Genomic DNA, 21,217 nt, shown 5'->3' on the forward strand with positions numbered 1-21,217 from the left:
CTGATGCAAGTGTGACTAATAGTGCTATTGCTGCTTAAATAGGATTTAGATCGCAGAGTGGTTGAACCTCATACACCACGATCTTGGACGCGGCCCTCGTCAACTCTCTGTTCGCCCTGCAGCTCGTCCAGTTCGTCGAGAACGAGTTCTCGATCAAGGCGGAGCGGGAAGATCTGGACATCGTCAACTTCTCCTCGATCGATGCTCTGACGGCGTTCGTCCTGAGGAAGACGCAGCCGCCACCCGGGCCCGGCCATGCGGCTGACTGACGTCCAGGCCGGGTGGCGCGACAGGGCGCGGCGGTTCGCCGCCGAGCGGATCGCCCCGCTGGCGGACCAGATCGACCGGCAGCAGGCCACTCCCGCTTCCGTCCTGGCCGCGATGCGCGAGGAGGGCTACCTGGGGGCCGCCCTGCCCGCGCGGTGGGGCGGCGGTGAGCTCGATCCGGTCAGCTACGGCCTGGTCACCGAGGAGATCGGCAAAGCGTGCTCGTCCGTGCGCAGCCTGATGACGGTGCACAACATGGCGGCGCAGGCGCTCACCGCGCTGGGCGACCGGCATCAGCGGCAGCGATGGCTGCCGGAGCTCTGCACCGGCCGCAAGATCATCGCCTTCGCGCTGAGCGAGCCCGGCGCCGGCAGCGCGACCCGGGCGATCGGGACGCGGGCGGTGGAGGTGGGCGACGGCTACCTCGTCAGCGGCACGAAGAAGTGGATCACTTTCGGGCAGATCGCCGACCTGTTCCTGGTCTTCGCGCACTGCGAACGCGAGCCGGTCGCGCTCGTGGTGGACCGGCACAGTGACGGCCTCACCGTGACACCGGTCACGGACATCTTCGGCACCCGGGGGTCGATGCCGGCCGAGGTCCGGCTGGACGACGTCCGGGTCCCGAGATCGCACCAGGTGGGGCCCACGGGCGCGGGACTCGGCTTCGTCGCCAACCTGGCGCTCGACCAAGGGCGGTTCTCGGTCGCCTGGGGGAGCACCGGAATCATCCAGGGATGCCTGGACGCCTGCGTCTCGTACACCGGGCGGCGCACCCAGGGGGACCGCACGCTGAAAGACCACCAGCTCGTCCGCCGGCACCTCACCGACATGCTGGTCGCGCACACCGCCGCCCAGGCGGTCTGCTACCGGAGCGCATGCCTGCGGGAGACGGGCGACCCGCGCGCCGTCATGGAGACCGCGCTGGCGAAGTACCACGCGGCCGAGGCGGCGATCCGGGTCGCCAACGACGCGGTCCACCTCCACGGGGCGAACGGCTGCACCACGGACTACCCGGTCGCCCGGTATCTGCGTGACGCCACCGTCATGGGGATCGTCGAGGGGACCCACGAGATCCACCAGGTGACCCTCGCGGACTACGCCTTCCAGCGGCCGTACCTGCGATGACGGCGACGGAGTGTGAGCATGCGGGCTGAGCGGCAGGGGCCGGGCATCAAGTGCGTCGTCTGGGACCTCGACGACACGTTGTGGCAGGGCACCCTGCTCGAAGGCGACGACCTGGTCCTCGCGCCCGGCGTCAGATCCGTCGTCGGCGAGCTCGACGACCGAGGCATCCTGCAGTCCGTCGCCAGCAAGAACGACCACGACCTGGCGTGGGCGAAGGTCACCGAGTTCGGTCTCGCCGAGTTCTTCCTGCATCCGCAGATCGGCTGGGCCGACAAGTCGGCGTCGATCAGGATCATCGCCCGCGAGCTCGGCATCGGCCTGGACACCCTCGCCCTCGTCGACGATCAGGCGTTCGAACGGGACGAGGTGCGGTACGCCCTGCCTCAGGTGAGCGTGATCGACGCCGCCGACCTCGGCGGGCTGCTGGACCTGCCCCGGATGCGACCCCGGTTCGTCACCGACGAGTCGAGGAGGCGGCGGCAGATGTGCCAGGCCGACATCCAGCGGAACCGGGCCCAGAACGAGTCCCCGGGCAGCCGCGAGAAGTTCCTGGAGACGCTCGGCATGCGCATGACGATCCGCCCGGCCGGGGAGCTCGACCTGCGCCGGGCGGAGGAACTCACGCTGAGGACCAGCCAGCTCAACACGACCGGCCGCCACTACGCGTACGAGGAACTGAACGATCTCAAGGACTCGCCCGATCACCTCCTGCTGGTCGCCGAGCTGGAAGATCGGTACGGGTCCAGCGGGACCATCGGCCTGGCGCTGGTCGAGCGGGGTCCGGACGCCTGGCTGGTGAAGTTGCTCGTCATGTCCTGCCGCGTCATCACCCGCGGAGTGGGCGGGATCATGCTGAGCCACATCGTGCGGTCGGCCCGGCGCCAGGGCGTCCGGCTGCGGGCGGACTTCGTCGCCAACGAACGCAACCGCATGATGTACCTGACCTACAGGTTCCACGGATTCCGGGAAGTGGCCGCGTCGGGCGACGTGGTGCTGCTGGACCACGACCCGGGCGTCGTCCGTCCGTTCCCGCACTACGTCGAGGTCAGGACCAGTCAGCGAGGGAGGGGAGGCGGATGAGATTCGCCCGGCCCGGCACGCTTTCCGGGCCCCGCGTGGTGCTGGAGCCGCTGACGATGCGGCATCGGGAGCCGTTGCGGGCCGCCGCCGGCGACGACCAGAGCATCTGGACGTACTTCACCACCGTACGAGGGTCCGACTTCGACGACTGGTTCGACTACTCCGTGGAACGGGACGCGATGGGGGAGCTCTACCCGTTCGCGGTGCGGCGCCGGGCGGACGACAGGATCGTGGGATCGACGCGGTACTACGACATGGCTCCCGAGCACCGCCGCCTCGCCCTCGGTTCGACGTGGTACACGAGCAACGCGCGGGGGACCCTCGTCAATTCGGAGGTCAGGCTGCTGACGTTGACGTACGCCTTCGAAAGGTTGTCGGTCAACCGGGTGGAGCTGATCACCGACCCGTACAACCTGAGTTCGAGGGCCGCCATGAAGATTCTGGGCGCCGTGCAGGAAGGCGTGATCCGTCAGCACATGATCTACGACGACGGCCGGGTCAGGGATTCCGTGCTGTACAGCATTATCCGGTGTGAATGGCCCGGAGTAAGGGACAGGCTGTTGCGGAAGCTCGGTTATACCGAGGACATGATAAGCGTCGGGACTTCCCCGGCCGGTGACCCGTTTACACGGGTCACCCGCCGGTATAACTTCCCGGCTGTAGGAAAGTCCCGCCTCGGGAGGCCCCATGGGTGAGCTCGACGACTTTCGCGCGGACACCCTCGCCCGCCAGACCGAGGCGATGAGAGCGCTGTTCTCGGGAGACCAGGCGCCGTTCATGAGCATGTGGTCGACGCGGGACCCGCTGAGCCTCTTCGGCGCCTGGGGGTCGTGCACCACGGGATCCGCCGAGCTCAACCGGGTCTACCACTGGGTGGGGTCGAGGTTCTCCCGGTGCGGCGACCTCAGCTTCGACGTGGAGGTCGTCGACATCGTCGGCGACCTCGCCTACACCGTAGGGTGCGAACGCTTCACCGCGTCCGTGGACGGGCGGCCCGCCGAGCCGATGACGATCCGGGTCACCCACGTCTACCGGCGTGAGGACGGCATATGGAAGATCGTGCACCGGCACGGCGACTGGGCCCCCGTCGACGAGGGCCCGCCCCCGCCATGACACCGCCCAGCCTCGACGATTTCAGGACCCTGGCAAGGGAGCGGTTGCCGGCCGGCGTCTTCGACTACATCGACGGGGGCGCCTGCGACGAGATCACCAGCCGGGCCAACCGCCGCGACCTGGACGGGATCCGGCTGCTGCCCCTGTGCCTGCGTGACGTCGCCGACCTCGACCTGCGGACCAGCCTGCTGGGGCATTCGTTCGGCTTTCCCGTCGGGTTCAGCCCGACGGCCTTTCACCGGCTCGTCCACGAGAGCGGAGAGGTCTCGACCGCGAGAGCCGCGAAGGCCCTGGACATCCCGATGATCGTGAGCTCGATGTCCAGTGTCGCGATGGAGGACGTCGCCAGGGATTCCGGCAACGAGCACCTCTGGTTCCAGACGTACATCTTCAAGGACAGGGCGCTCACGAAGGAGCTGATTCAGCGGGCCGAAGGCTCGGGATACAAGGCGATCGTCCTGACCGTGGGATGTCCGGTCACCGGAAGGCGCTACAGGAACGTCCGCAACCGGTTCGCCCTCCCGGCGGACGTGGTCGCCGCCAATTTCGCGCGTCGGAACGTGGTCGTGCACGACAACCCCATCCACTCGGTCGGCGCGGACCTCGATCCCGCGCTGACGTGGAGCGACGTCGAGTGGTTGCGCGGACAGACCGCGCTGCCCGTCGTGCTCAAGGGCATCATGAACCCGCTCGACGTCCCGCCGGCCCTGGACCTGGAGGTGGCCGCGCTCATCCTGTCCAATCACGGGGGCAGGCAACTGGACACGACGGAGTCGACGATCAGGATGCTTCCCGAGATCGCCGCGGCCGTCGGGAAGCGCACCGGCCTGCTGATCGACAGCGGATTCCGGCGGGGCACCGACGTCCTCAAGGCGATCGCCCTGGGAGCCGACGGCGTCCTGCTCGGCAGGCCGGTGATGTGGGCGCTGGCGGCAGGTGGGGAGCGAGGGGTCGTCGACGCGGTCGGCCTCCTGGTCGAGGAGCTGCGCATCGCGATGCGGATCGCCGGCTGCCGCAGCATCGGCGGGATCAGGGAGAACGCGTCGACCGTCATCCGTATCAGCTGGACAGCTCGCCGCACCTGTTGACGACGTGGACGAAGAAGGTGTCCAGCGCGGCCGGGTGCAGTATCTCCCCGGCGAAGCGCTGCCCGTTGTCGGCGATCGCCTCCGCCTCCTCCGGATGCTCGGCCAGCCGTTCATGGACTTTCAGCAGATCCGACAGGTCATGCCGGACGGGTGCGTAGTGGACCCACGGTTTCAGCCCCGCGTAGAAGAACTGGCTCCACTGAGCTTGCAGCAGCAGGACAGATCTCGAAGCCAGGATCGTGGGCACGCGTTTCCACGCCGCCACCGCGCCGTCCAGCGAGATCAGGTACTTGTAGCGTACGAAGCCCTCGGCGGGCACTTCTTCCGCGGGGTCGCCGAACATCTCCCGCAGGTGGCGTCGCAGCGCGAGCGCGGACTCGCTGTCGGTCAGGTTGTCGTACGTGACGAGGCGCGCGTCCAGCACCTCGGGGTGCTTGCGCGAGGCCATCAGCAGCGCGTAGCGGGCGAAGTCGCGCCGGTTGCCGAAGTTCGGGTATCCGGGACCCGACAGCGTGCCCCGCCATTTGATCAGGCCGAGGCGCCGCTCGAACGGGATCGCCGCGGACGCCTTCGCAATGGCGGCGAGCTCGCCGGCGTACCGGGGCCCGAGAATGGCGAAGTCGGGGATGAGGATGGAGTGCGCGCTGATGTCGTCGCCGTCACGCCGGTCGCATCTCAGCAGCGGCGCCCTCATGAGGAACTCGACGAACTCGGCCCGGCCGGCAGGGGAGACGTACACGCTGTCGCTCAGCAGCACGAAGAAGTCCGCGGGGTGACGTATCCGGGGGAGCAGGCGCCGCAGGGCGGGCAGGAGGGAATCCGTCAGCCTGTGCCGCGATATGGGTTTGTCCACGACCACGCGCACATCGAGATCTTCAGCGCTGATCCGGCAGCGCACGATCAATGACGGGCGGGACAGCGTCCCCGGTGCGGCCAGGAACGCTTCGAAATCGTCCAGGACGGATTTCTCGCAGCCACTCTTGGCGAGATGCCGGAACTGCTCCTGCTGTCGAGCACGAATCGCTGCCATCGCTTCCGAAGGCATGGAGCTCACGACAGAAGATTACCCCGCCGAGGGAACCGATCAAGAGGTCCGGCTAATCGTGGATGACGCGCGCTATCTCGAAGGCCTCGGCCAAGGGGGCGGCCACCTGACTGCCGCGATATGCGGCCAATACCCGCACGCCATTCTCACTTCGCGGGAGCGGCCATTCCTCCACCTCCCCGCCGTACGCGCGCAGCGCCGCCAGTTTGCGTTCGAGATGCTTCTCGGAGACGACCTGCCAGCAGTTGGGGGAGAACGCCGGCCGCAGGCCGGACGCCTCGCCCCAGTCGGTCGCCGACCGCACCTCGGCGCACCGGATCTCGGTGACGCCGGTGCGCCCCGGACGGGCCGCCACCCGCACCGCGGAGCTCACCAGGCGGTGGTCCTGGTTGAGATCGCTGAGGCTGGTGGTGAACACGGTGTCCGGGCCGAAGAGCCGGATCTCCGCCTCGATCGTACGGTTGAGTTCGAGCTGACCCACCTGGTCGAGCCGGTTGTCGCCATAGCCGTGGACGCTGACCTCCTCGATGCCGAGGATGCCTGCGGCCTTCTCGATCGCCCCGGCACGGTCGGTCGCGCCGCCCCCGGTGGGATCGCGGGAGCCGTCGTCGCGGGTCAGGACGCACAGCCGGATGCGCACGCCCGCCTCGCTCAGCCGCGCGAGTGTGGCACCGGCGCCCAGGGTCTCGTCATCGCCGTGCGCGACGACCACCAGCAGTCTCCTCAATCCGCCTCCTGCTTTTCGGCCGCCGGGTAATCCGCCGAATGTCCGAGGAGTTTCCGGTCGGCGCGCACAGGCCACGGCAGAGCATTTCGATTATGCTCTATGAATCGTATGCGTCACGGCTGCCCATCCATTTCTGCCAGGAACAACCGTGAGATACCTGATCACTGGAGGGGCCGGCTTCATCGGATCCCATCTCGGCGAAGCGGTCCTCGCACAAGGCCATTCCGTGGTCGTCCTGGACGACCTGTCCACGGGCCACAACCTCGCCGCGCACCCGGCCGGCGGGTGCTTCACCTTCGTCAAGGGCTCGGTGCTGGACGAAGGGCTGGTGGCGGAGCTGGTCGAGGGCTGCGACGTGGTCGTGCACCTGGCGGCGGCGGTCGGCGTCCGGCTGATCGTGAGCCGGACGCTCGGTTCGCTGATCACCAACGTGCGCGGCACGCAGGTGGTCATGCAGGCGGCCGACGCCTTTCGCAAGAAGGTCCTGCTGGCCAGCACGAGCGAGGTCTACGGCCAGAGCCGGGAGATGCCGTTGCGGGAGGACGCGAACCACGTGCTGGGCCGGCCCGAGGTCGCCCGCTGGTCCTACAGCCTGGCGAAGGCCGTGGACGAGTGCCTGGTCAACGCCTATCACCGGGAGCGCGGGCTGGACACGATCATCGTGCGCTTCTTCAACACCGTGGGGCCCCGGCAGAGCCCGGCCTACGGCATGGTGGTGCCCCGGCTGGTCCGCCAGGCCGTGGCGAACGAGCCGGTCACCATCTACGGCGACGGCAGCCAGACCCGGTGCTTCCTGCATGTCAACGACGCGGTGACCGCGATGCTCCTGCTGCTGGAGAACGAGCGGTCGATCGGCGGCACGTTCAACCTCGGGTCGTCGGAGGAGACGAGCATCCTGGATCTCGGCAGACGCGTCATCGAGCTCGCGGGCTCTGACTCGGAAATCGTCTTCGTCCCGCACGAGGAGGTGTACGGACCGCACTCGGAGGAGCCGCTGCAACGGGTGCCTGACACCGGGCGCCTGCGGACCCTGACGGGATGGCGGTCGACGCACTCTCTGGACGACGTGCTGCGGGACGTGATCGCCGAGGTCCGCGCCGACGGATGAGAAGCGCCGGCGCAGCCGGCCGTACGAGGCGGGCATGTCGTCGACGTCATGCGCGGGTGCCGGGCGTGTCGCAGGCGCCGCCGTTGTCGCGCTGGTGTCCGCGGCGGGCGTCGCGGTCGAAGATGCCCAGAATCTCACACGGTCCGCCTTCGGCGCCGATGGCGTGCGGCAGCATGGTGGGGAACTCGGCGGCCTGGTTGGTCTCAAGACGGAAGCGCCGGTGACCCAGCATGAGGATCGCGGTGCCGGAGAGGACGACCAGCCATTCCCGGCCGGGGTGGGCACGCATGCGGGAGGGGCTGTCGGGTGGCGCGGTCATGCGCTGGCGTACGACGCTCACGCCCGGGTCGCCCTTCACGGGCCAGCGCATGAGGCTGTGAGTGTCGTCGATCATCGGGCTGATGACGACGTCGTCGGTGGCGGTCTCGACGAGCTGGTCCAGGGTGGTGTCCAGGGCGCGGGCGAGGGTGACGAGCTGGTCCAGGGCGAGGCGGCGCTGACCGTTCTCGATGCGGCTCAGTGACGACTGGCTGAGGTTGGCGCGGGTGGCCAGCTCTTCCAGGGACCAGCCCTGAGCGACCCGCAGAGCGCGGATGCGTTTGCGTACGAGGCCGTCCAGCTCTCCACTTTCTTGCGTCATACGCAACATCGTATGCCTAAACCGCAAGCCAGGCTTACCGTCGTGTGCGGAAGATCGCATGCCCACGTGAGAGGAATCCATGACTACGAACCAGCCTCCGCAGGCCGCTGACAGGAGCGGCGGAGGCGCACCGGACGCGCGTCAGCTGCGCAGCATTCTGATCGCCGTCTCCATCGCGCTGATGGCCGTCATCGCGTCGGTGTCCGGGCTGAACGTCGCCCAGACGCACATGGCCGTCGAGTTCGGCGCCTCGCAGAACACCGTTTTGTGGATCATCAACATCTACACCCTGGCCCTGGCGGCGCTGCTGCTGCCGCTCGGCGCGATCGGCGACCGCCTGGGACGCAAGCCCATGCTCATCGCCGGGCTGGGCGTCTTCGGCGTCGCCGGTGTCGCGGCGGGCCTGGCTCCGACGGCCGAGGTGATGCTGGCCGCGCGCGTGGCCGGCGGTATCGGCGCCGCGATGATCATGCCCATCACTCTCGCCGTCATCACCTCCACCTTCCCCGAGGAGGAACGCGGCACGGCGATCGGTGTGTGGACCGGTGTCGCCGGAGGCGGCGGCATCCTGGGCATGTTCCTCTCCGCCCTCCTCGTCGACGTCGCCGACTGGCGGTGGCTGTTCGTCCTGCCCGTGGTCCTGACCGTCGTGGCCCTGGCCATGACGCTGAAGTCGGTCCCCGACTCCCGTGAGAGGTCCGCCCACCGTTTCGACACCGTCGGCGCGCTGGTGTCCGCGGTCGCGGTGGCCGGCCTCATCTTCGTCCTGCAGGAGGGCCCCGAGCGCGGCTGGACCGCGCCCGCGACCCTGATCAGTCTCGCTGCCGGTCTCGTCGCCGCGATCGGCTTCGTGGCCTGGGAGTCGCACCGCCGGGACGCCGCGCTGCTGGACGTGCGCCTGTTCCGGGAACGTGGACTGGCCGGCGGCTCGATCACGCTGCTGGTGGTCTTCGGCGTCCAGGCGGGCATCGCCGTGGTGCTCTTCCCGTTCTTCCAGGCCGTGCTCGGCTGGTCGGGGCTGCTGTCCACGCTGGCCCTGATGCCCATGGCCGTCATGATGATGACGACCTCCGGCCTCGCCCCCAAGCTGGCCGCGCGCATCGGCCCCCGCTCGACCATGGCTGCGGGCATCGCGCTGGCCGCCGTCGGCCTGGCCCTCATGGCCCTGTTCGTCTCCGCCGACGGCGGTTACCTGACCATCCTGCCCGGCATGCTCGCCATGGGCATCGGCATGGGCCTGTCGATGGCCCCCTCCACCCAGGCCATCACCAGTTCCCTGCCGCGCGAGAAGCAGGGTGTCGCGTCCGCGCTCAACGACGTCACCCGCGAGTTCGGCACCGCCCTCGGCGTCGCCCTGCTGGGAGCGCTGCTGTCCGCCGGCTACCGCGGCGCCGTGGACGACCGCCTGCGGGGCATTCCCCAGGGTCTCGCGGACACCGCGCGCGCAGGTGTCGCCAACGCCGTCGAGGTGGCCCGCAGCGCGGGCCCGCACGCGCAGGACCTGGTCCACGCCGCCCGGCAGTCCTTCGTCGACGGCTGGCAGCAGGCCATGTGGGCGGGCGTCGCCGTCATGGGCGCGCTGTTCGTCTACATCGCCCTGCGCGGCCCGAAGACTCCGCCCCCGCGGCTTCCTCATGGGCCTATTCAGTCGAGGACTGCTTCCGCCTCCACCTCCACCAGCACGTCGGGCTCGAAGAGGTAGTCCACGCCGATCGCCGAGAGCGGCGGCAACGGCTGGGGGATCCCCAGTTCGTCCACCACGCTCTCGATGCCCGCCATGAACTCGGTGTACTTCTCCGGCTGCCAGCCGGTGACGAAGAACCGGAGGCGTACGACGTCGGAGAAGCTCGCTCCCGCGCCCGCCAGACCACGGGCCGTACTGCGCAGAGCGTGAGCGATCTGCCCCGCCAAGTCGCCCGTGGCGACCTTGTTCCCCTGCTCGTCTCGCGCGACCTGGCCGGCGACGTGGACGTGTCGCGTGCCTGTGGAGACCGAGACATGGTGGTAGGGAACTGGCTGGAACATGCCTTCTGGGGTGAAAAGCTCAACGGTCATGAGATGTCCTTCTCTGTGCGAAATCAGGTATCTCATGTATACCTAGTACAGAAAGGCCACCTCAACGAGACCAGGTGTCATGAACGAAACCACCGCGGCCCAGGCCGGACACCCACCGATCGCCCGCGAACATCGGGAGCTGCTGGATCAGGTGCTCGACAAATGGTCGCTGCTGGTGCTCGACAGGCTCTGTGAAAGCCCCCGGCGCTTCAACGAGCTGCGGCGGGTGATCCCCACGGTCTCGCAGAAGTCCCTGACAGCCGCGCTGCGCAGGCTGGAGCGCAACGGCATGGTGGACCGCGTGGTGATCGCCACCCGCCCGGTCGCCGTCGAATATCGCATCTCCGCGTTGGGAAAGACCCTCCAGGACCTCGTCGACGCGCTGCTGGGCTGGGCGACGGTCACCATGCCGGAGGTCGAGCGCGCCCGCGAGGCGTTCGACGCCGAGCACGGGGAGTGACCACCGTAGGTCGTCCTGCTGAATAGGACCCCGCCCCCGAACCGGCAGGATCGGGGGTTCCGTCTTGGTGGGGTCTCATATCTGCGCGCTGCGGGATCCGAACCTGCCCCGGCTTCGCGCGGCGACGGTTCACGCCGATCCGGACGGCCCGCCGGGCACAGGTCCTAGCGCCGCGATCCGGTCCGGTCCTCTCCGGGCGCCGACCCTCCCGCCAGGGCGCCGAAGACGAGGCGGATCATCGAGCGGGCCAGGGCCTCCGGGTCTCCGTCCGTGCTTTCCGGCAAGGCGCCGCTCAGCCACAGGGTGGTGAAGCCGTGGGCCAGCGACCAGGCGGCGACCGTGGTGGTCCGGTCGTGTTCCGGGCCCGGCGACAGCGAGTGGGCGCTGGTGATGAGCACGTCCGCGGCGCGCTGGTGCGCGGACTGGACGCTGGGATCGTCGACGCGGTAGAGCTCGGGCCGGAACATCACCTCGAAGTAGGGCCGGTGGTCGAGGGCGAAGCGGAGGTAGGCGACGCCGACCTCCCACACGTCGGCGGCCGCGCTCTCGAGAGCGTCGGCGAACATGGCGAAGCCCTCGGCGGCCACGGCCGTCAGCAGGCCTTGCTTGTCACCGAAGTGGTAGGCGGGAGCGGCGTGAGAGACGCCGGCGCGGCGGGCCAGCTCGCGCAGACTCCATCCGGCCGGGCCGGATTCGCCGATGGCCTGAAGCGCGGCGTCGATGATGACGCGCCGCAGGTTGCCGTGGTGGTAGGACGGCTGGCTGATGTTCCCCACCTCCGCGTTCCGGTGATCGACGTGACGACCACACCCTAGCTTGACATTGACAAGATGGCGAACCTCCTCCAATCTATCCGGTGACAAGATTGGAGGACGGGATGGTTCCGTTCATCGCCCTCACCGGCGGCTTCGTCGCGATGATCCCGCCGTCGTTCCCGCGCCCGGCCCTGCTGGTCACTCTCACCGGCGTGCTGGAACTGGCCGGCGCCGTGGGGTTGCTGTTCGCGCCGGTCGCGCCGTACGCGGCGATCGGGCTGGCGCTGCTGATGATCGCCATGTTTCCCGCCAACGTCTCGGCGGCCCGCCGCGGCCTCACCCTGGCCGGGAAACCCGTGACCCCGCTGCCGGCCCGCACAGCCCTTCAAGTGCTCTTCATCGCCGCCGCCGTCGCAGCGGCCGCGTGACACCTCTCGCGACATCATCAGGAACCGAGCAAGGACAACGCATGACGACCGAACACACCGCCGACATCGACTACATCGACCACACGGTGCTCATCACCACCGACCTCGCCGCGACCTGCGCCCGCTATGAGGCCCTCGGCTTCACCCTCAGCCCCGTCTCGCCCCACCGACTCGCCGAACGGCCCGGGGGTCCGCTCCTGCCCACCTGTACAGCCAACCGGTGCGCCTACTTCGGGCAGTCGTTCATCGAACTGCTCGGCATCGTCGATCCCGCCGCTCCCGACCCCTGGGGCGTCCATCAGCTACGCCGGACGTACCGCGGTCTGCTGATGACCCTCGGCTCGCGGGACGTGGCCGCCACCGAAGAACGGCTGCGCGCCGCGGGCCTGGTCTCCACCGGAATCCGCGCACTGGAACGAGAGGTCTCCACCCCCGACGGCCCGCGGACCGTCCGCGCCGACAGCGTCCGCATCGATGCCGCCCACACCCCCGAGGGGGCGCTTCAGACCACCCGGCATCTCACCCCGCAGTACGTCCACCAGCCGCGCTACCTCGATCACCCCAACGGCGCGATCGGACTGCACAGCGTGCTGCTCGTCGTGCCCGACGACGAGATGGACGGCCACGAAGAGCGCTACGCCCGCATGCTGGACGCCGACGTGTGGATCGACGGCCCCAAGCGGGTGCTCCCCATGCGGCACGGACGAGTGGAGATCATCCCGCAGTCCTCGCTCGACGACTTCCTTCCCGGACACACCGTGCCCGCCCTGCCTCTGCTGGCCGCCCATACCGTCGCGGTCCGCGACCTGACCGCCGCCCGAACGCTCATCGAAGGCAACCTGATCCCCACCCACACCACCCCCGGCGGCTTCTACGTCACCGCTGACGACGCCCATGGAGTGCCGCTCGCCTTCACCCGGGGGCGATGAGCTCTGGAGATCGACCTTTCGGCCGAGGACGATGGACTCGCGGCCGATGCCGGCGCCGATCCCGGACCGCAAGATCGACTCCATGGCACACGACAGTACCCATCCAGCGCGAAGAAGGCCCGTACTCGTGGCCGCCGTCGCCGGACTACTCGCTTTCACGGCCTCCATCGCCGCGGCGCCGGCCCCCGCCGCCGCGGCGCCCGGCACGCCGTATCTCCCGAAGCCGACCGGCCCTCACCGCGTCGGCACGACCTCCCTGCACCTGACCGACACCACCCGCCCTGACCCGTGGGTCCCCGCGGCCAAGGCGAGGGAGCTCATGGTCTCCCTCTGGTATCCGACGGTGGCGCGTGCCGGGCGGCGCGCACCGTACGTCACGCCCAAGGAGTCGGAGCTGCTCCTGAAGGGCTCGGGGATCAAGGAACTGGAGAACGTACCGCCAGAAGCGCTGAGCCGGACGCGGACGAACGCCCTCACCGGCGCCGAGCCGTCGGGACGCCGGCGCAGTCTGCCGCTCGTGGTGCTGTCGCCCGGCTTCACCTGGCCTCGCAGCTCGCTCACGGGTCTGGCCGAGGACCTGGCCAGCAGAGGGTACGTGGTGGCCAGTATTGACCACACCTACGAGAACTTCGCCACCACCTTCCCCGACGGGAGGGTCGCCACCTGCGCTGCCTGCGAGAACGTCAACGACGACGACTTCGGCGAGAAGGTGATCCGGAGCCGGGCGATCGACATCCCCTTCGTGCTCGACCAGTTGACCGGTCCGCGGCCCACGTGGAAAGGCAGCGCCCTGATCAATCCGGCCCGGATCGCGATGGCGGGCCAGTCGATCGGCGGGGCCGCCGCTCCGGAGACGATGCTGAAGGACTCCCGGGTGCGCGCCGGGATCAACATGGACGGCAGCATGTTCCTCCCGATCCCCGAGAGCGGACTGGCGCGACCGTTCATGTTGATGGGTGCCCCCTCGGACGACAGCACCTGGAAGCGTGACTGGGAGCGCCTGACCGGATGGAAACGCTGGCTGGTGGTGAAAGGCGCGCTGCATCCGTCCTTCACCGACTACGACATGCTGCTCCAGCAGCTCGGCGTGGACCTCGGCGGCGGCCTGAAGGAAACCCGCTCGATGGACATCACCCGCAAGTACGTCGCCGCCTTCTTCGACCTGCACCTGCGCGGCAAGGCGCAGCCCTTGCTGGACAAGCCCTCCCCGCGCTACCCCGAGGTCCGATTCTGCGCACCGTCGGCCGAGAACTGCTGACGTCCCGCTATCGGCCGCGCGGTCCAGGACGCTCCGCCGCCCGCCCTGTACGGGTTCGAGGCTGGTCGACATCAAGACCAGCCTCAGGCGCCCCGCCTCCGCGGTGTGGGATCTAGGAGCCCCTGGTCAGGGTGTAACCACGCGTGACCGCGGTGAGGTCGCCGTCCTCCCTGGTGGCGGCGACCAGGTCAGGAGGTCGGGGGACGAAGCCCGGCACCGCGGTCAGCCCGTCGGTCTCGGCGATCACCGTGAGGCGGATCCGGTCCTTCTCCGGTACGCGCAGGGTGATCTGGACTCCCCGGGCGGGGAGGCCGCGGAAGCGGATCTCCGAGGGCCAGGTGCCGATTCGGGTGCCGGTGACGGGCACGCTCACCGACCCGAACCGGCCGGCCGACGCGGTGGCGTGGCTGATCGGCTGGTCGAGCCGTAGCGTCACCGAGCGCGTGCCCTCCCCGGCGGTCACCCGCAGTTTCAGCGTGTCCCCGCTGTGCGCCAGGACGTCGGCTCGCGGGCCCTCGGCGGCGATCGCCGGTGCCGGTCCGGTCCGCAGCGGGCCGCGTGCGTACCCCGGGGGCAGCGCGGAGGCGTCATGGCCGGACACGTACCGCTTCGTCCACGGCGCCGGGTCCACGTCGGCGCTGACCCAGTGGGCACGACGAGTCACGGCGTCCATGACGTACGCCAGATGCGTGCGCCGCGGCCGGTCGGCGTCGAAGTCGTCCACCACGAATCCGGCCACGACCAGCCCCGCCGCGAGGAGAACAGCCGTCAGGGGCGCCGCGAGGACGGCGGCCCGCTTCGGCAGGATGGCGGGATCGGGCAGGAACAGCTCCGCGATCGGCACGACGATCAGCCCGGACAGGGCCAGCACCAGCGCGCTCGCCCCGCCGAGCGCCAGCCCCATCCCGTCGAAGACGTTCCCGGCCAGGGACGGCAGCAGCATGGCGGCCGTGACCGGGCCCAGCATCGCCGCGACCGTCCGCGCCCAGGCAGGCGTGCGGAGCAGGACCGCGGCCAGCCAGCCGAGCGCGCCCGTCAGCGCCGGCAGGGCGAACAGGAAAGACGCCCCGGGAGCGACCTGGGCGCACAGCACGCCCAGCCCGGCGAACCAGGTCAGCGCCCCGACCGCCAGCGCCGCCGGGCCGAGCCTGCGGCGCAGCACCAGGTACCAGCCGAGGACCGTCAGCGCGCACAGGACCGCGATCGCCGCCCGGTACGGCTGCGGGCGGTGCAGCAGCCCGCCCATCGGGTCGTAGGCCGGCCGCCAGGACACCAGCAGTTCCCACAGCCCTTGCGCCAAGACGGCCGACGCCGCCAACGGCACCACGGCCGAGGCCGTCGCCATGATCAGCCGTGGCAGGCTCAGCAGCCGCCTGACGCGGGCCAGCAGCGCCAGGCCCGCCACCGCGACGACGGCCAGCACCGCCAGCGGCCAGACGAACTGACCGGGATACGTGATCATCGTGCCGAGCGCGCGGAAGTAGGTGGCGTCGTGATCGGAGTCCAGCGTCCGCAGGTCCGCGCCGCCGAGGGCGCGGGCCAGCGCCAGCATGTTGCTGCCGTGGTGTTGCAGGCTGCCCGGGTTGAGGTTGGCGATGGTGTCGCCCGCCGTGTGATACAGCGAGGAACGCTGGATGTAGGCGAAGTTCATGCCGGTGAAGCCCGCCTTCGTCAGCGGGGTGAAGTCCGTGTTGTTGGGCAGCAGCCGATACACCTCCACCATGGCGGAGTGGCCGCGCGGTGCGGGGACGGCTTCCGCGAAGGTCTCGACCAGGCGGGCGTTGCCCGCGGAGGTCTCGAACATCAGCGAGGGGCCGCTGACCCCGCGGGCCTCCCAGTTCAGCAGCACGCCGCCGGCCTTGCCCAGGGGGTGCTCGCGGACGAAGGCCTCGGCGCCGAGCACGCCGTCCTCCTCACCGTCCGACATGAGCAGCACGATGTCGTTGCGCGGGCCGGGGCCGCCGCGCAGCGCCCGGACGGTCTCCAGCATCGAGGCCACCGCGGCGCCGTCGTCGGAGGCGCCCGGTCCCATGGCCGCGGAGTCGTAGTGCGCGGCGATGAGCACGGTGCCGGTCGAGTCCGTTCCCCGCAGCCGGCCCACGATGTTGTCGACCTGGCCGAACGTCGCCAGCCCCGCCGCGGAACGGGCACCCACCGAGCGTTGGATCTCCACCTCGAGCCCTGCCGCGCGCAGCTGACCGGCCAGGTAGTCCCGGGCCCGGTCGCCGGCCGGGCTGCCGACGGGCCGTGGTTCGGCGGCGAACTTCTTCAGGTGCACCAGCGCGCGTCCGGCGCTGAACTGGTCGTCAGGGGCGGTGGCCGGCAGGGGCTGCATGGTGCTGTCCGCCATGGCAGTGAACGTGACCACCGCGCCCAGGGTGAGCAGGGCCGCCAGCCCGGCCAGCAGCCGGCGTGGCACGTCGAACAACTTTCCGATCATGGCCAAGAACGGTAGGCCGAGCCGCTCACCTGGCGGAATGAGGCACCCGCCCGTCTGAACCTGCGGTTTTCCGCACCCCGCGTGATCGATGTAAGGGGTATAGTTCCGTTTATTCGGTTACTGAAACGAGGTGCGACATGCGGATCTCCATCACCGACTACGCGGTCGGGGCGACTCTCGCCGGCGATCTGGCCAACACCTCGCCCACCGTGCAGGCCCCGGCGGGCGACGCCCTGCCCACCCCCGGCGCGTTGATGGAACTGCTCGCGGGGCACGGGCTGCGGCTCGACGCCGTGGCGGGCGGCCGGCCGCCGACCGACGACGACCTCCGCGAGGTCCACCTGCTGCGCCGGGAGGCCCGCGGCGTCGTGGAGACCGAGACGGAGGACCAGGCCGTCGCGGGCGGCGCCGTGCTGGCCGGGCGGGCAGGACTCCGGCCGGTGCTGGAGCGCGATCCCGGCGGGCGGTGGCAGTGGTACGTCCCGACCAGGCCGGGCGCGCCGCTGGCCGAGGAACTGGCCGCGCTCATCGGCATCGGGCTGCTCGGCGCGGTCCGGGCGCTCGGGCACGACCGGTTCCGCGCCTGCGCCGCCCCTGGCTGCCGCGGGGTGTTCGTCGACATCAGCCGCGGAGGGCGTCGCATCTACTGCAGGCCCGACGTGTGCGGTAACCGGATCAATGTCGCGAAACACCGCGAACGGCGGCGCTCCGACAGCGCCGCCCACTGAAGAACACAAGGAGAACCCCATGAGCGACCCCATGGACACCCCTGCGGCGGGCGGACCGCCCCTCGCAGGCGCCTTCCAGCTCCCCGACGGCACCTGGATCCGCGGCCGCGGCCTCCGCCATCCGCTGCCGTCGGGACCCAGACCCGACTTCGGCCTCTACCTGGGCTCCGACAAGCTCCGCCGCCACCACGAGGGCGAGCTGCCGTGGCCCCGCGCGTGGATCCAGTGGCCCGACTTCCTGCTGCCCCGCGACCGCGACGCGGCCGTCCAGCAGATCCGCGCCCTGTACGAGCGAGCGCGGGCGGGCGCCGCGGTGGAGGTCGCCTGCGGAGGCGGCATCGGCCGCACCGGCACGGTCGTCGCCTGCCTGGCCATCCTGGCCGGCCTCGCCCCGGCCGACGCCGTCGCCTGGACACGCGAGCACCACCACCGACGGGCCATCGAAACCCCTTGGCAGCGCCGCTGGGTGCTGCGCTTCCCGCCGTCGCTCCGCTCGGATTGACGCGACCAGGCCGCTGAACGTGTTGCTGATGTCGGAGAGGGGTCGGCCGGGAGAGCGCGAGGAACTGCGGCATTTCCACCTATGCGCGTCAACGCCCTCGATCGCACGCTACCCAGGGTCCCGGTTCGCCGCCGGGCCCCATCCTGCGGGCCGCGAGTCCCGCCCGGACAAAAGACCAGCTCAGACGGTGTTTGAGCTGGCCTGGACGGCGCGCCCTGCAGGACTCGAACCTGCGGCCGGGACACCCAACAGCCATACGTCGGCTGGACGAAGAAGACTGCCAGCATGGCGAAGGGCGCCACCAGACCGACAGCCGGCCAGTAGGGCAAGCGGGCCAGCCACGCGGCCACCATACTGAGCGGGAAGGGCGCTAGCGCGACGACTGCTCGCGGGCGAGAATCGCACCGAGGGTGGCGGCGAGGAGGGGAAGGCCGACGACGACGGCCGCGATCGCCGGCCAGGGAGTCTCGAACGGCACCCGTACCGGTTCTTCCCACGTGATACGCACCGTCAGGGGCCACAGCAGCAACATCCCGGCGGGACATCCGGCGACCGCGCCAAGCACCGTGCCGTACAGGGTGCTCAGACCCGCGCGGAAAGCGCAGAACCACCGGAAGGCCGTGGCTGATCCGTTGCCGGCCCGCCTCAGGACCCGGGCCTGGCGCGCGTTGGCGGCCTTTCCGAATCCGGTGGCCAGCGTGCACGCGAGGGCGATGAGGAGCGCCACCGCGACGACGGGCATCCACCAGGTCGAAGCTTCGAAGCCCCGCTCGACGTACGTTTCCGCGACCGCGTCGTCCAGTCGGTCGTCGAGGCGCTCCTGCTCCTGCACCGTGACCCGGCGGAGGGTGGGGTCGACGATCAGTTCGTTTGGTTGGAGCTGGTAGCCGAGATCCTGGACGATCTTCGAGGGGATGAAGATCGTCTGCATGTGCGGGTCGGCAGTCCTGGTGATGAACGCCGGGACGGTCCTGGTCGTCGCTGTCTCATCGTTCTCGTTGATCTCGTAGAAGAGTTCGACCGAGTCGACTTTCACCTCGGCTGACGTGATCACCACGGCCATGCTCTCGTCGTACGGTGTCGACTGATCGCCCGTGAGGTACCGCAGCAGCTTCTCGTTGCCGATGGCATAGTCCCAGTAGACGGCCTCCTCTGGTATTTCGACGTTTTCCGCCCTCGCGTCGAAGTACCAGGATTCGCCCGAGGGGCGCTCGCTCTGGGCGATCGGCACCCCGGGTAATTCCTGCTCGATCGCCGCTCGTACGGTGTTCGCATCGGCCGCCGAGAAAGGTTGCTGCACGAACAAGGCGGTTGGCCGGATCAACAAGCTGCCCGGCCGGGCCTGGGGGGAGTATTCGGCCCTGCTCTGCGTTGTTTCGCCGACCGCGATGATCATCAGTGCGATGCCAAAGGCCGTCGCCATCATCGTCAGCGTGATCGCGAGCACCGCGCGGCCACGACGGTGGGCCAGGTCCCGGGCAGCCAGGCGGAGGGGCAGCGGCAGCCGTTCCCCGTACGGACCTGAGAGCTGCAGCAGCCACGAAGGCAGCGGGCCGAGACCGGCGACAAGCAGGCCCGCGCCTATGAGGGAGATCAGCAGCATCCCGAAGAATTCGATGGCGCCGTAGCGCGAATCCTCCCGCCCCAGCCAGGCGCCGAGCCCCATCAACAAGATGCCGGCGATTGACACCAACAGTCCCACGACGACGAAGCGCAAGCGCATGACCTTGTGGCGGTCAGGCGGGGCGGTGAGCATCGCGGCAGGGATGGCCCCGGCCGCGGGAAGGCCCGCGAACAGGACGAAGAACGCGGTCATGAAGGCGTACCCAGCAAGATCGAAAAGCATGGCGGAATAGTAGTGAGCCGCAACAGGCCGTGCCGGTACAGCAGTGGCAGCACTTCGCCGATGGGGGAGGACTTGCGGGCCCAAGCGGGCAGAATCGCCGAGAAGAACCGCCGCCGCTCGCCGCTGGCCTCGTCGATGCGCTTGTCGTTGAGGCGTAGGGCCGTGACCTCGATCGCGCCGGCCGCGGTGAGAATCTTCCGCGGCTGGTGGCCGTTGCGCACGACCAGCCGGCGGCCCTTCTCTTCGCGCTCGCCGGCGAAGGCGGCGATGTAGCCATCGACCTCGGCCTGCAATGCGGTCGCGAGCATCTTGCGGGCGCCCTCACGAACAAACTGGTCGATCAACGAGGGCGGCCGAGCCGTCGTGGTCGTCAGCGGGCAACTCGGGCACTACGGTAAGCGGCACGGGTGCGCTTCCCGACCGACGTTGGCGCGTCGGCCTTATTCCGAAACTCTGATCAGATGATTCGGGAAGGTACACCCCTTCCCGTCAGATCCACAGGTTTCGCCGCCGGCTCATCATCTCGGCGGCGGGCGGTCCGCCAATAGTCCAAAAGGAACCCCTTGATCGATAAGAGCTACTATCGCTGGTTCAATGAGGTGATCTCAGCGAAATAATTCAGGGCGATTGGGGATTTCTGGGACGCAGGCGGTGACGTATCGGGCCTTTCGGGAGGAGCCATCGAAGGCCGGAGACGGGCGTGGAGCCTCCGGTAGATGAGTTCTCACCACAAGAAATCCCGACGCCGAAAGGCTCCACGTGATTGCTCATCGTGCCACGCTCGACGTCTCTCGCGCACTCGTTCACCACGTCGCCCGACTTCTGCGGGATGAACGCCGACTGCGCGGCACGCCCAAAGACAGCCGAGCCCTGACCCCGTTCCGGCAGGCAGTCATGGTGCTGTGCTGGTTCCGCGGCGAGCACGACATCCCCAAACTCGGCCGCGACCATCACGTCTCCCGAGCCGCCGCCTACCGCTACATCCACGAAGGCATCGCAGTTCTCGCAGCTCAAGCACCAGATCTACACGAAGCCCTCGACCACGCCCACGCCGCAGGACTGGCCTACGTGATCCTGGACGGCACCCTGATCCCCATCGACCGCTGCGCCGAGCAGACCATCAGCGTCAAGGGCGAACCCATCGATGCCTGGTACTCCGGCAAGGCCTGCCACCACGCCGGCAACCTCCAAGCGCTCTCAGCACCAGACGGGCTGCCGTTGTGGATCGGCGAGGTCGAACCCGGCTCCGTCCACGACCTGAGCGCCGCCCGCACCCACGTGCTGGGCGCGCTGTACGCCGCAGCCGCAGCCGGTCTGCCCACCCTCGCCGACAGCGGCTACGACGGCGCCGGAATCGGCATCCACACGCCGATCAGACAACCCGAGGGGAACCAGATCCTCAGCCCGGACAACCGCACCTACAACCGGCTCCTACGCGCCCTGCGCTGCCTCGGTGAACGCGGATTCGCCCTGCTCAAAGGCCGCTGGTGGGTCCTCCAGCACATCACCGTCAGCCCCAGCCGAATCGGCGACATCGCCCGAGCGGCACTTGTCCTCACCCATTTCGAGCACGACTACCTGTCAGCAATTCGCTGAGATAACGTCAGTGCCGGCGACCCCCAC

General features: G+C 69.3%; 22 protein-coding genes, 1 tRNA gene and 1 pseudogene. 15 read left to right on the forward strand and 9 right to left on the reverse strand.

Translation table 11 applies throughout. The features are described from left to right. Positions 1–83 precede the first annotated feature (83 nt). From ACZ6YG_RS37540 to ACZ6YG_RS37565, 6 genes are read left to right on the forward strand one after another with little or no spacing between them, the layout of a single operon-like run. Positions 84–269 (forward strand): hypothetical protein, encoded by a 186-nt coding sequence (locus ACZ6YG_RS37540; RefSeq protein WP_466020598.1) that lies wholly within the window; start codon positions 84–86, stop codon positions 267–269. Continuing rightward, on the forward strand, positions 256–1,392 hold the full coding sequence (locus tag ACZ6YG_RS37545; protein WP_466020599.1) for an acyl-CoA dehydrogenase family protein: 1,137 nt from the start codon (positions 256–258) through the stop codon (positions 1,390–1,392). Before ACZ6YG_RS37540 ends, ACZ6YG_RS37545 begins: the two co-directional genes overlap by 14 nt. An 18-nt stretch (positions 1,393–1,410) precedes the next feature. Continuing rightward, positions 1,411–2,472 carry an HAD-IIIC family phosphatase gene (locus ACZ6YG_RS37550; protein WP_466020600.1) on the forward strand — a complete coding sequence of 354 codons (1,062 nt, stop codon included), beginning with the start codon at positions 1,411–1,413 and terminating at the stop codon, positions 2,470–2,472. After that, a complete protein-coding gene (locus ACZ6YG_RS37555; RefSeq protein WP_466020601.1) occupies positions 2,469–3,167 on the forward strand; it encodes a GNAT family N-acetyltransferase in 699 nt (232 codons plus the stop codon). The genes ACZ6YG_RS37550 and ACZ6YG_RS37555 overlap by 4 nt, the downstream gene beginning before the upstream one ends. Continuing rightward, the gene (locus ACZ6YG_RS37560) at positions 3,160–3,585 is read left to right on the forward strand and encodes a YybH family protein (protein WP_271279890.1); all 426 of its coding nucleotides are present in this window, start codon (positions 3,160–3,162) and stop codon (positions 3,583–3,585) included. The genes ACZ6YG_RS37555 and ACZ6YG_RS37560 overlap by 8 nt, the downstream gene beginning before the upstream one ends. After that, positions 3,582–4,673, forward strand: a complete 1,092-nt coding sequence (locus tag ACZ6YG_RS37565; protein ID WP_466020602.1) for an alpha-hydroxy acid oxidase — start codon at positions 3,582–3,584, stop codon at positions 4,671–4,673. The genes ACZ6YG_RS37560 and ACZ6YG_RS37565 overlap by 4 nt, the downstream gene beginning before the upstream one ends. On the opposite strand, the gene ACZ6YG_RS37570 is transcribed toward ACZ6YG_RS37565, so the two are convergent. Together ACZ6YG_RS37570 and ACZ6YG_RS37575 are read right to left on the reverse strand one after the other, a co-directional pair. Beyond that, the gene (locus ACZ6YG_RS37570; RefSeq protein WP_466020603.1) at positions 4,645–5,703 is read right to left on the reverse strand and encodes a glycosyl transferase family 90; all 1,059 of its coding nucleotides are present in this window, start codon (positions 5,701–5,703) and stop codon (positions 4,645–4,647) included. The genes ACZ6YG_RS37565 and ACZ6YG_RS37570 overlap by 29 nt on opposite strands. Before the next feature lie 67 nt (positions 5,704–5,770). Then, positions 5,771–6,445 carry a PIG-L deacetylase family protein gene (locus ACZ6YG_RS37575; RefSeq protein ID WP_466020604.1) on the reverse strand — a complete coding sequence of 225 codons (675 nt, stop codon included), beginning with the start codon at positions 6,443–6,445 and terminating at the stop codon, positions 5,771–5,773. A 148-nt stretch (positions 6,446–6,593) separates the two neighbouring features. On the opposite strand from ACZ6YG_RS37575, the gene ACZ6YG_RS37580 reads away from it, so the two are divergent. Then, a complete protein-coding gene (locus ACZ6YG_RS37580) occupies positions 6,594–7,553 on the forward strand; it encodes an NAD-dependent epimerase/dehydratase family protein (RefSeq protein WP_466020605.1) in 960 nt (319 codons plus the stop codon). A 46-nt stretch (positions 7,554–7,599) separates the two neighbouring features. On the opposite strand, the gene ACZ6YG_RS37585 is transcribed toward ACZ6YG_RS37580, so the two are convergent. Further along, entirely contained in the window at positions 7,600–8,193 is a 594-nt protein-coding gene (locus ACZ6YG_RS37585) for a helix-turn-helix domain-containing protein (RefSeq protein ID WP_466020606.1), read from the reverse strand. A 79-nt stretch (positions 8,194–8,272) separates the two neighbouring features. On the opposite strand from ACZ6YG_RS37585, the gene ACZ6YG_RS37590 reads away from it, so the two are divergent. After that, positions 8,273–9,895, forward strand: a complete 1,623-nt coding sequence (locus tag ACZ6YG_RS37590; RefSeq protein WP_466020607.1) for an MFS transporter — start codon at positions 8,273–8,275, stop codon at positions 9,893–9,895. On the opposite strand, the gene ACZ6YG_RS37595 is transcribed toward ACZ6YG_RS37590, so the two are convergent. Continuing rightward, the gene (locus tag ACZ6YG_RS37595) at positions 9,838–10,248 is read right to left on the reverse strand and encodes a RidA family protein (protein ID WP_148029823.1); all 411 of its coding nucleotides are present in this window, start codon (positions 10,246–10,248) and stop codon (positions 9,838–9,840) included. The two genes, ACZ6YG_RS37590 and ACZ6YG_RS37595, sit on opposite strands and share 58 nt — an antisense overlap. Before the next feature lie 79 nt (positions 10,249–10,327). On the opposite strand from ACZ6YG_RS37595, the gene ACZ6YG_RS37600 reads away from it, so the two are divergent. Then, positions 10,328–10,708 carry a winged helix-turn-helix transcriptional regulator gene (locus ACZ6YG_RS37600; RefSeq protein WP_219547975.1) on the forward strand — a complete coding sequence of 127 codons (381 nt, stop codon included), beginning with the start codon at positions 10,328–10,330 and terminating at the stop codon, positions 10,706–10,708. 164 nt (positions 10,709–10,872) lie between these two features. Here ACZ6YG_RS37600 and ACZ6YG_RS37605 read toward each other — a convergent pair whose 3' ends face one another. Then, positions 10,873–11,484, reverse strand: a complete 612-nt coding sequence (locus ACZ6YG_RS37605; RefSeq protein ID WP_271279896.1) for a TetR/AcrR family transcriptional regulator — start codon at positions 11,482–11,484, stop codon at positions 10,873–10,875. Positions 11,485–11,564: 80 nt separating this feature from the next. On the opposite strand from ACZ6YG_RS37605, the gene ACZ6YG_RS37610 reads away from it, so the two are divergent. The 3 genes from ACZ6YG_RS37610 (at position 11,565) to ACZ6YG_RS37620 (ending at position 14,078) form a co-directional block, all read left to right on the forward strand. Further along, positions 11,565–11,891 (forward strand): hypothetical protein, encoded by a 327-nt coding sequence (locus ACZ6YG_RS37610; protein WP_397198655.1) that lies wholly within the window; start codon positions 11,565–11,567, stop codon positions 11,889–11,891. A 41-nt stretch (positions 11,892–11,932) separates the two neighbouring features. Next, on the forward strand, positions 11,933–12,820 hold the full coding sequence (locus ACZ6YG_RS37615; protein WP_466020608.1) for a VOC family protein: 888 nt from the start codon (positions 11,933–11,935) through the stop codon (positions 12,818–12,820). Between the two features lie 82 nt (positions 12,821–12,902). After that, complete coding sequence (locus ACZ6YG_RS37620; RefSeq protein WP_466020609.1) at positions 12,903–14,078, forward strand: alpha/beta hydrolase family protein; 1,176 nt, start codon at positions 12,903–12,905, stop codon at positions 14,076–14,078. 112 nt (positions 14,079–14,190) lie between these two features. On the opposite strand, the gene ACZ6YG_RS37625 is transcribed toward ACZ6YG_RS37620, so the two are convergent. Beyond that, a complete protein-coding gene (locus tag ACZ6YG_RS37625; RefSeq protein WP_466020610.1) occupies positions 14,191–16,518 on the reverse strand; it encodes a M28 family peptidase in 2,328 nt (775 codons plus the stop codon). A gap of 137 nt (positions 16,519–16,655) precedes the next feature. On the opposite strand from ACZ6YG_RS37625, the gene ACZ6YG_RS37630 reads away from it, so the two are divergent. Both ACZ6YG_RS37630 and ACZ6YG_RS37635 read left to right on the forward strand, forming a co-directional pair. After that, positions 16,656–17,246, forward strand: a complete 591-nt coding sequence (locus tag ACZ6YG_RS37630; protein ID WP_148029835.1) for a CGNR zinc finger domain-containing protein — start codon at positions 16,656–16,658, stop codon at positions 17,244–17,246. A gap of 19 nt (positions 17,247–17,265) precedes the next feature. Then, entirely contained in the window at positions 17,266–17,748 is a 483-nt protein-coding gene (locus ACZ6YG_RS37635) for a protein-tyrosine phosphatase family protein (protein WP_466020611.1), read from the forward strand. A gap of 209 nt (positions 17,749–17,957) precedes the next feature. Here the strand turns inward: ACZ6YG_RS37635 and ACZ6YG_RS37640 are convergent. From ACZ6YG_RS37640 to ACZ6YG_RS37650, 3 genes and pseudogenes are all read right to left on the reverse strand, one after another. Next, positions 17,958–18,047 (reverse strand) — tRNA-Thr (locus ACZ6YG_RS37640). Between the two features lie 71 nt (positions 18,048–18,118). Further along, positions 18,119–19,594, reverse strand: a complete 1,476-nt coding sequence (locus ACZ6YG_RS37645) for a hypothetical protein (RefSeq protein WP_466020612.1) — start codon at positions 19,592–19,594, stop codon at positions 18,119–18,121. 23 nt (positions 19,595–19,617) lie between these two features. Continuing rightward, a pseudogene (locus ACZ6YG_RS37650) lies at positions 19,618–19,984 on the reverse strand (transposase); the annotation flags it as partial. A gap of 369 nt (positions 19,985–20,353) precedes the next feature. On the opposite strand from ACZ6YG_RS37650, the gene ACZ6YG_RS37655 reads away from it, so the two are divergent. Further along, entirely contained in the window at positions 20,354–21,190 is an 837-nt protein-coding gene (locus ACZ6YG_RS37655; RefSeq protein WP_466020613.1) for an HARBI1 family protein, read from the forward strand. The last annotated feature ends 27 nt before the right edge of the window (positions 21,191–21,217 follow it).

This window comes from Nonomuraea sp. NPDC054003 (assembly GCF_055585125.1).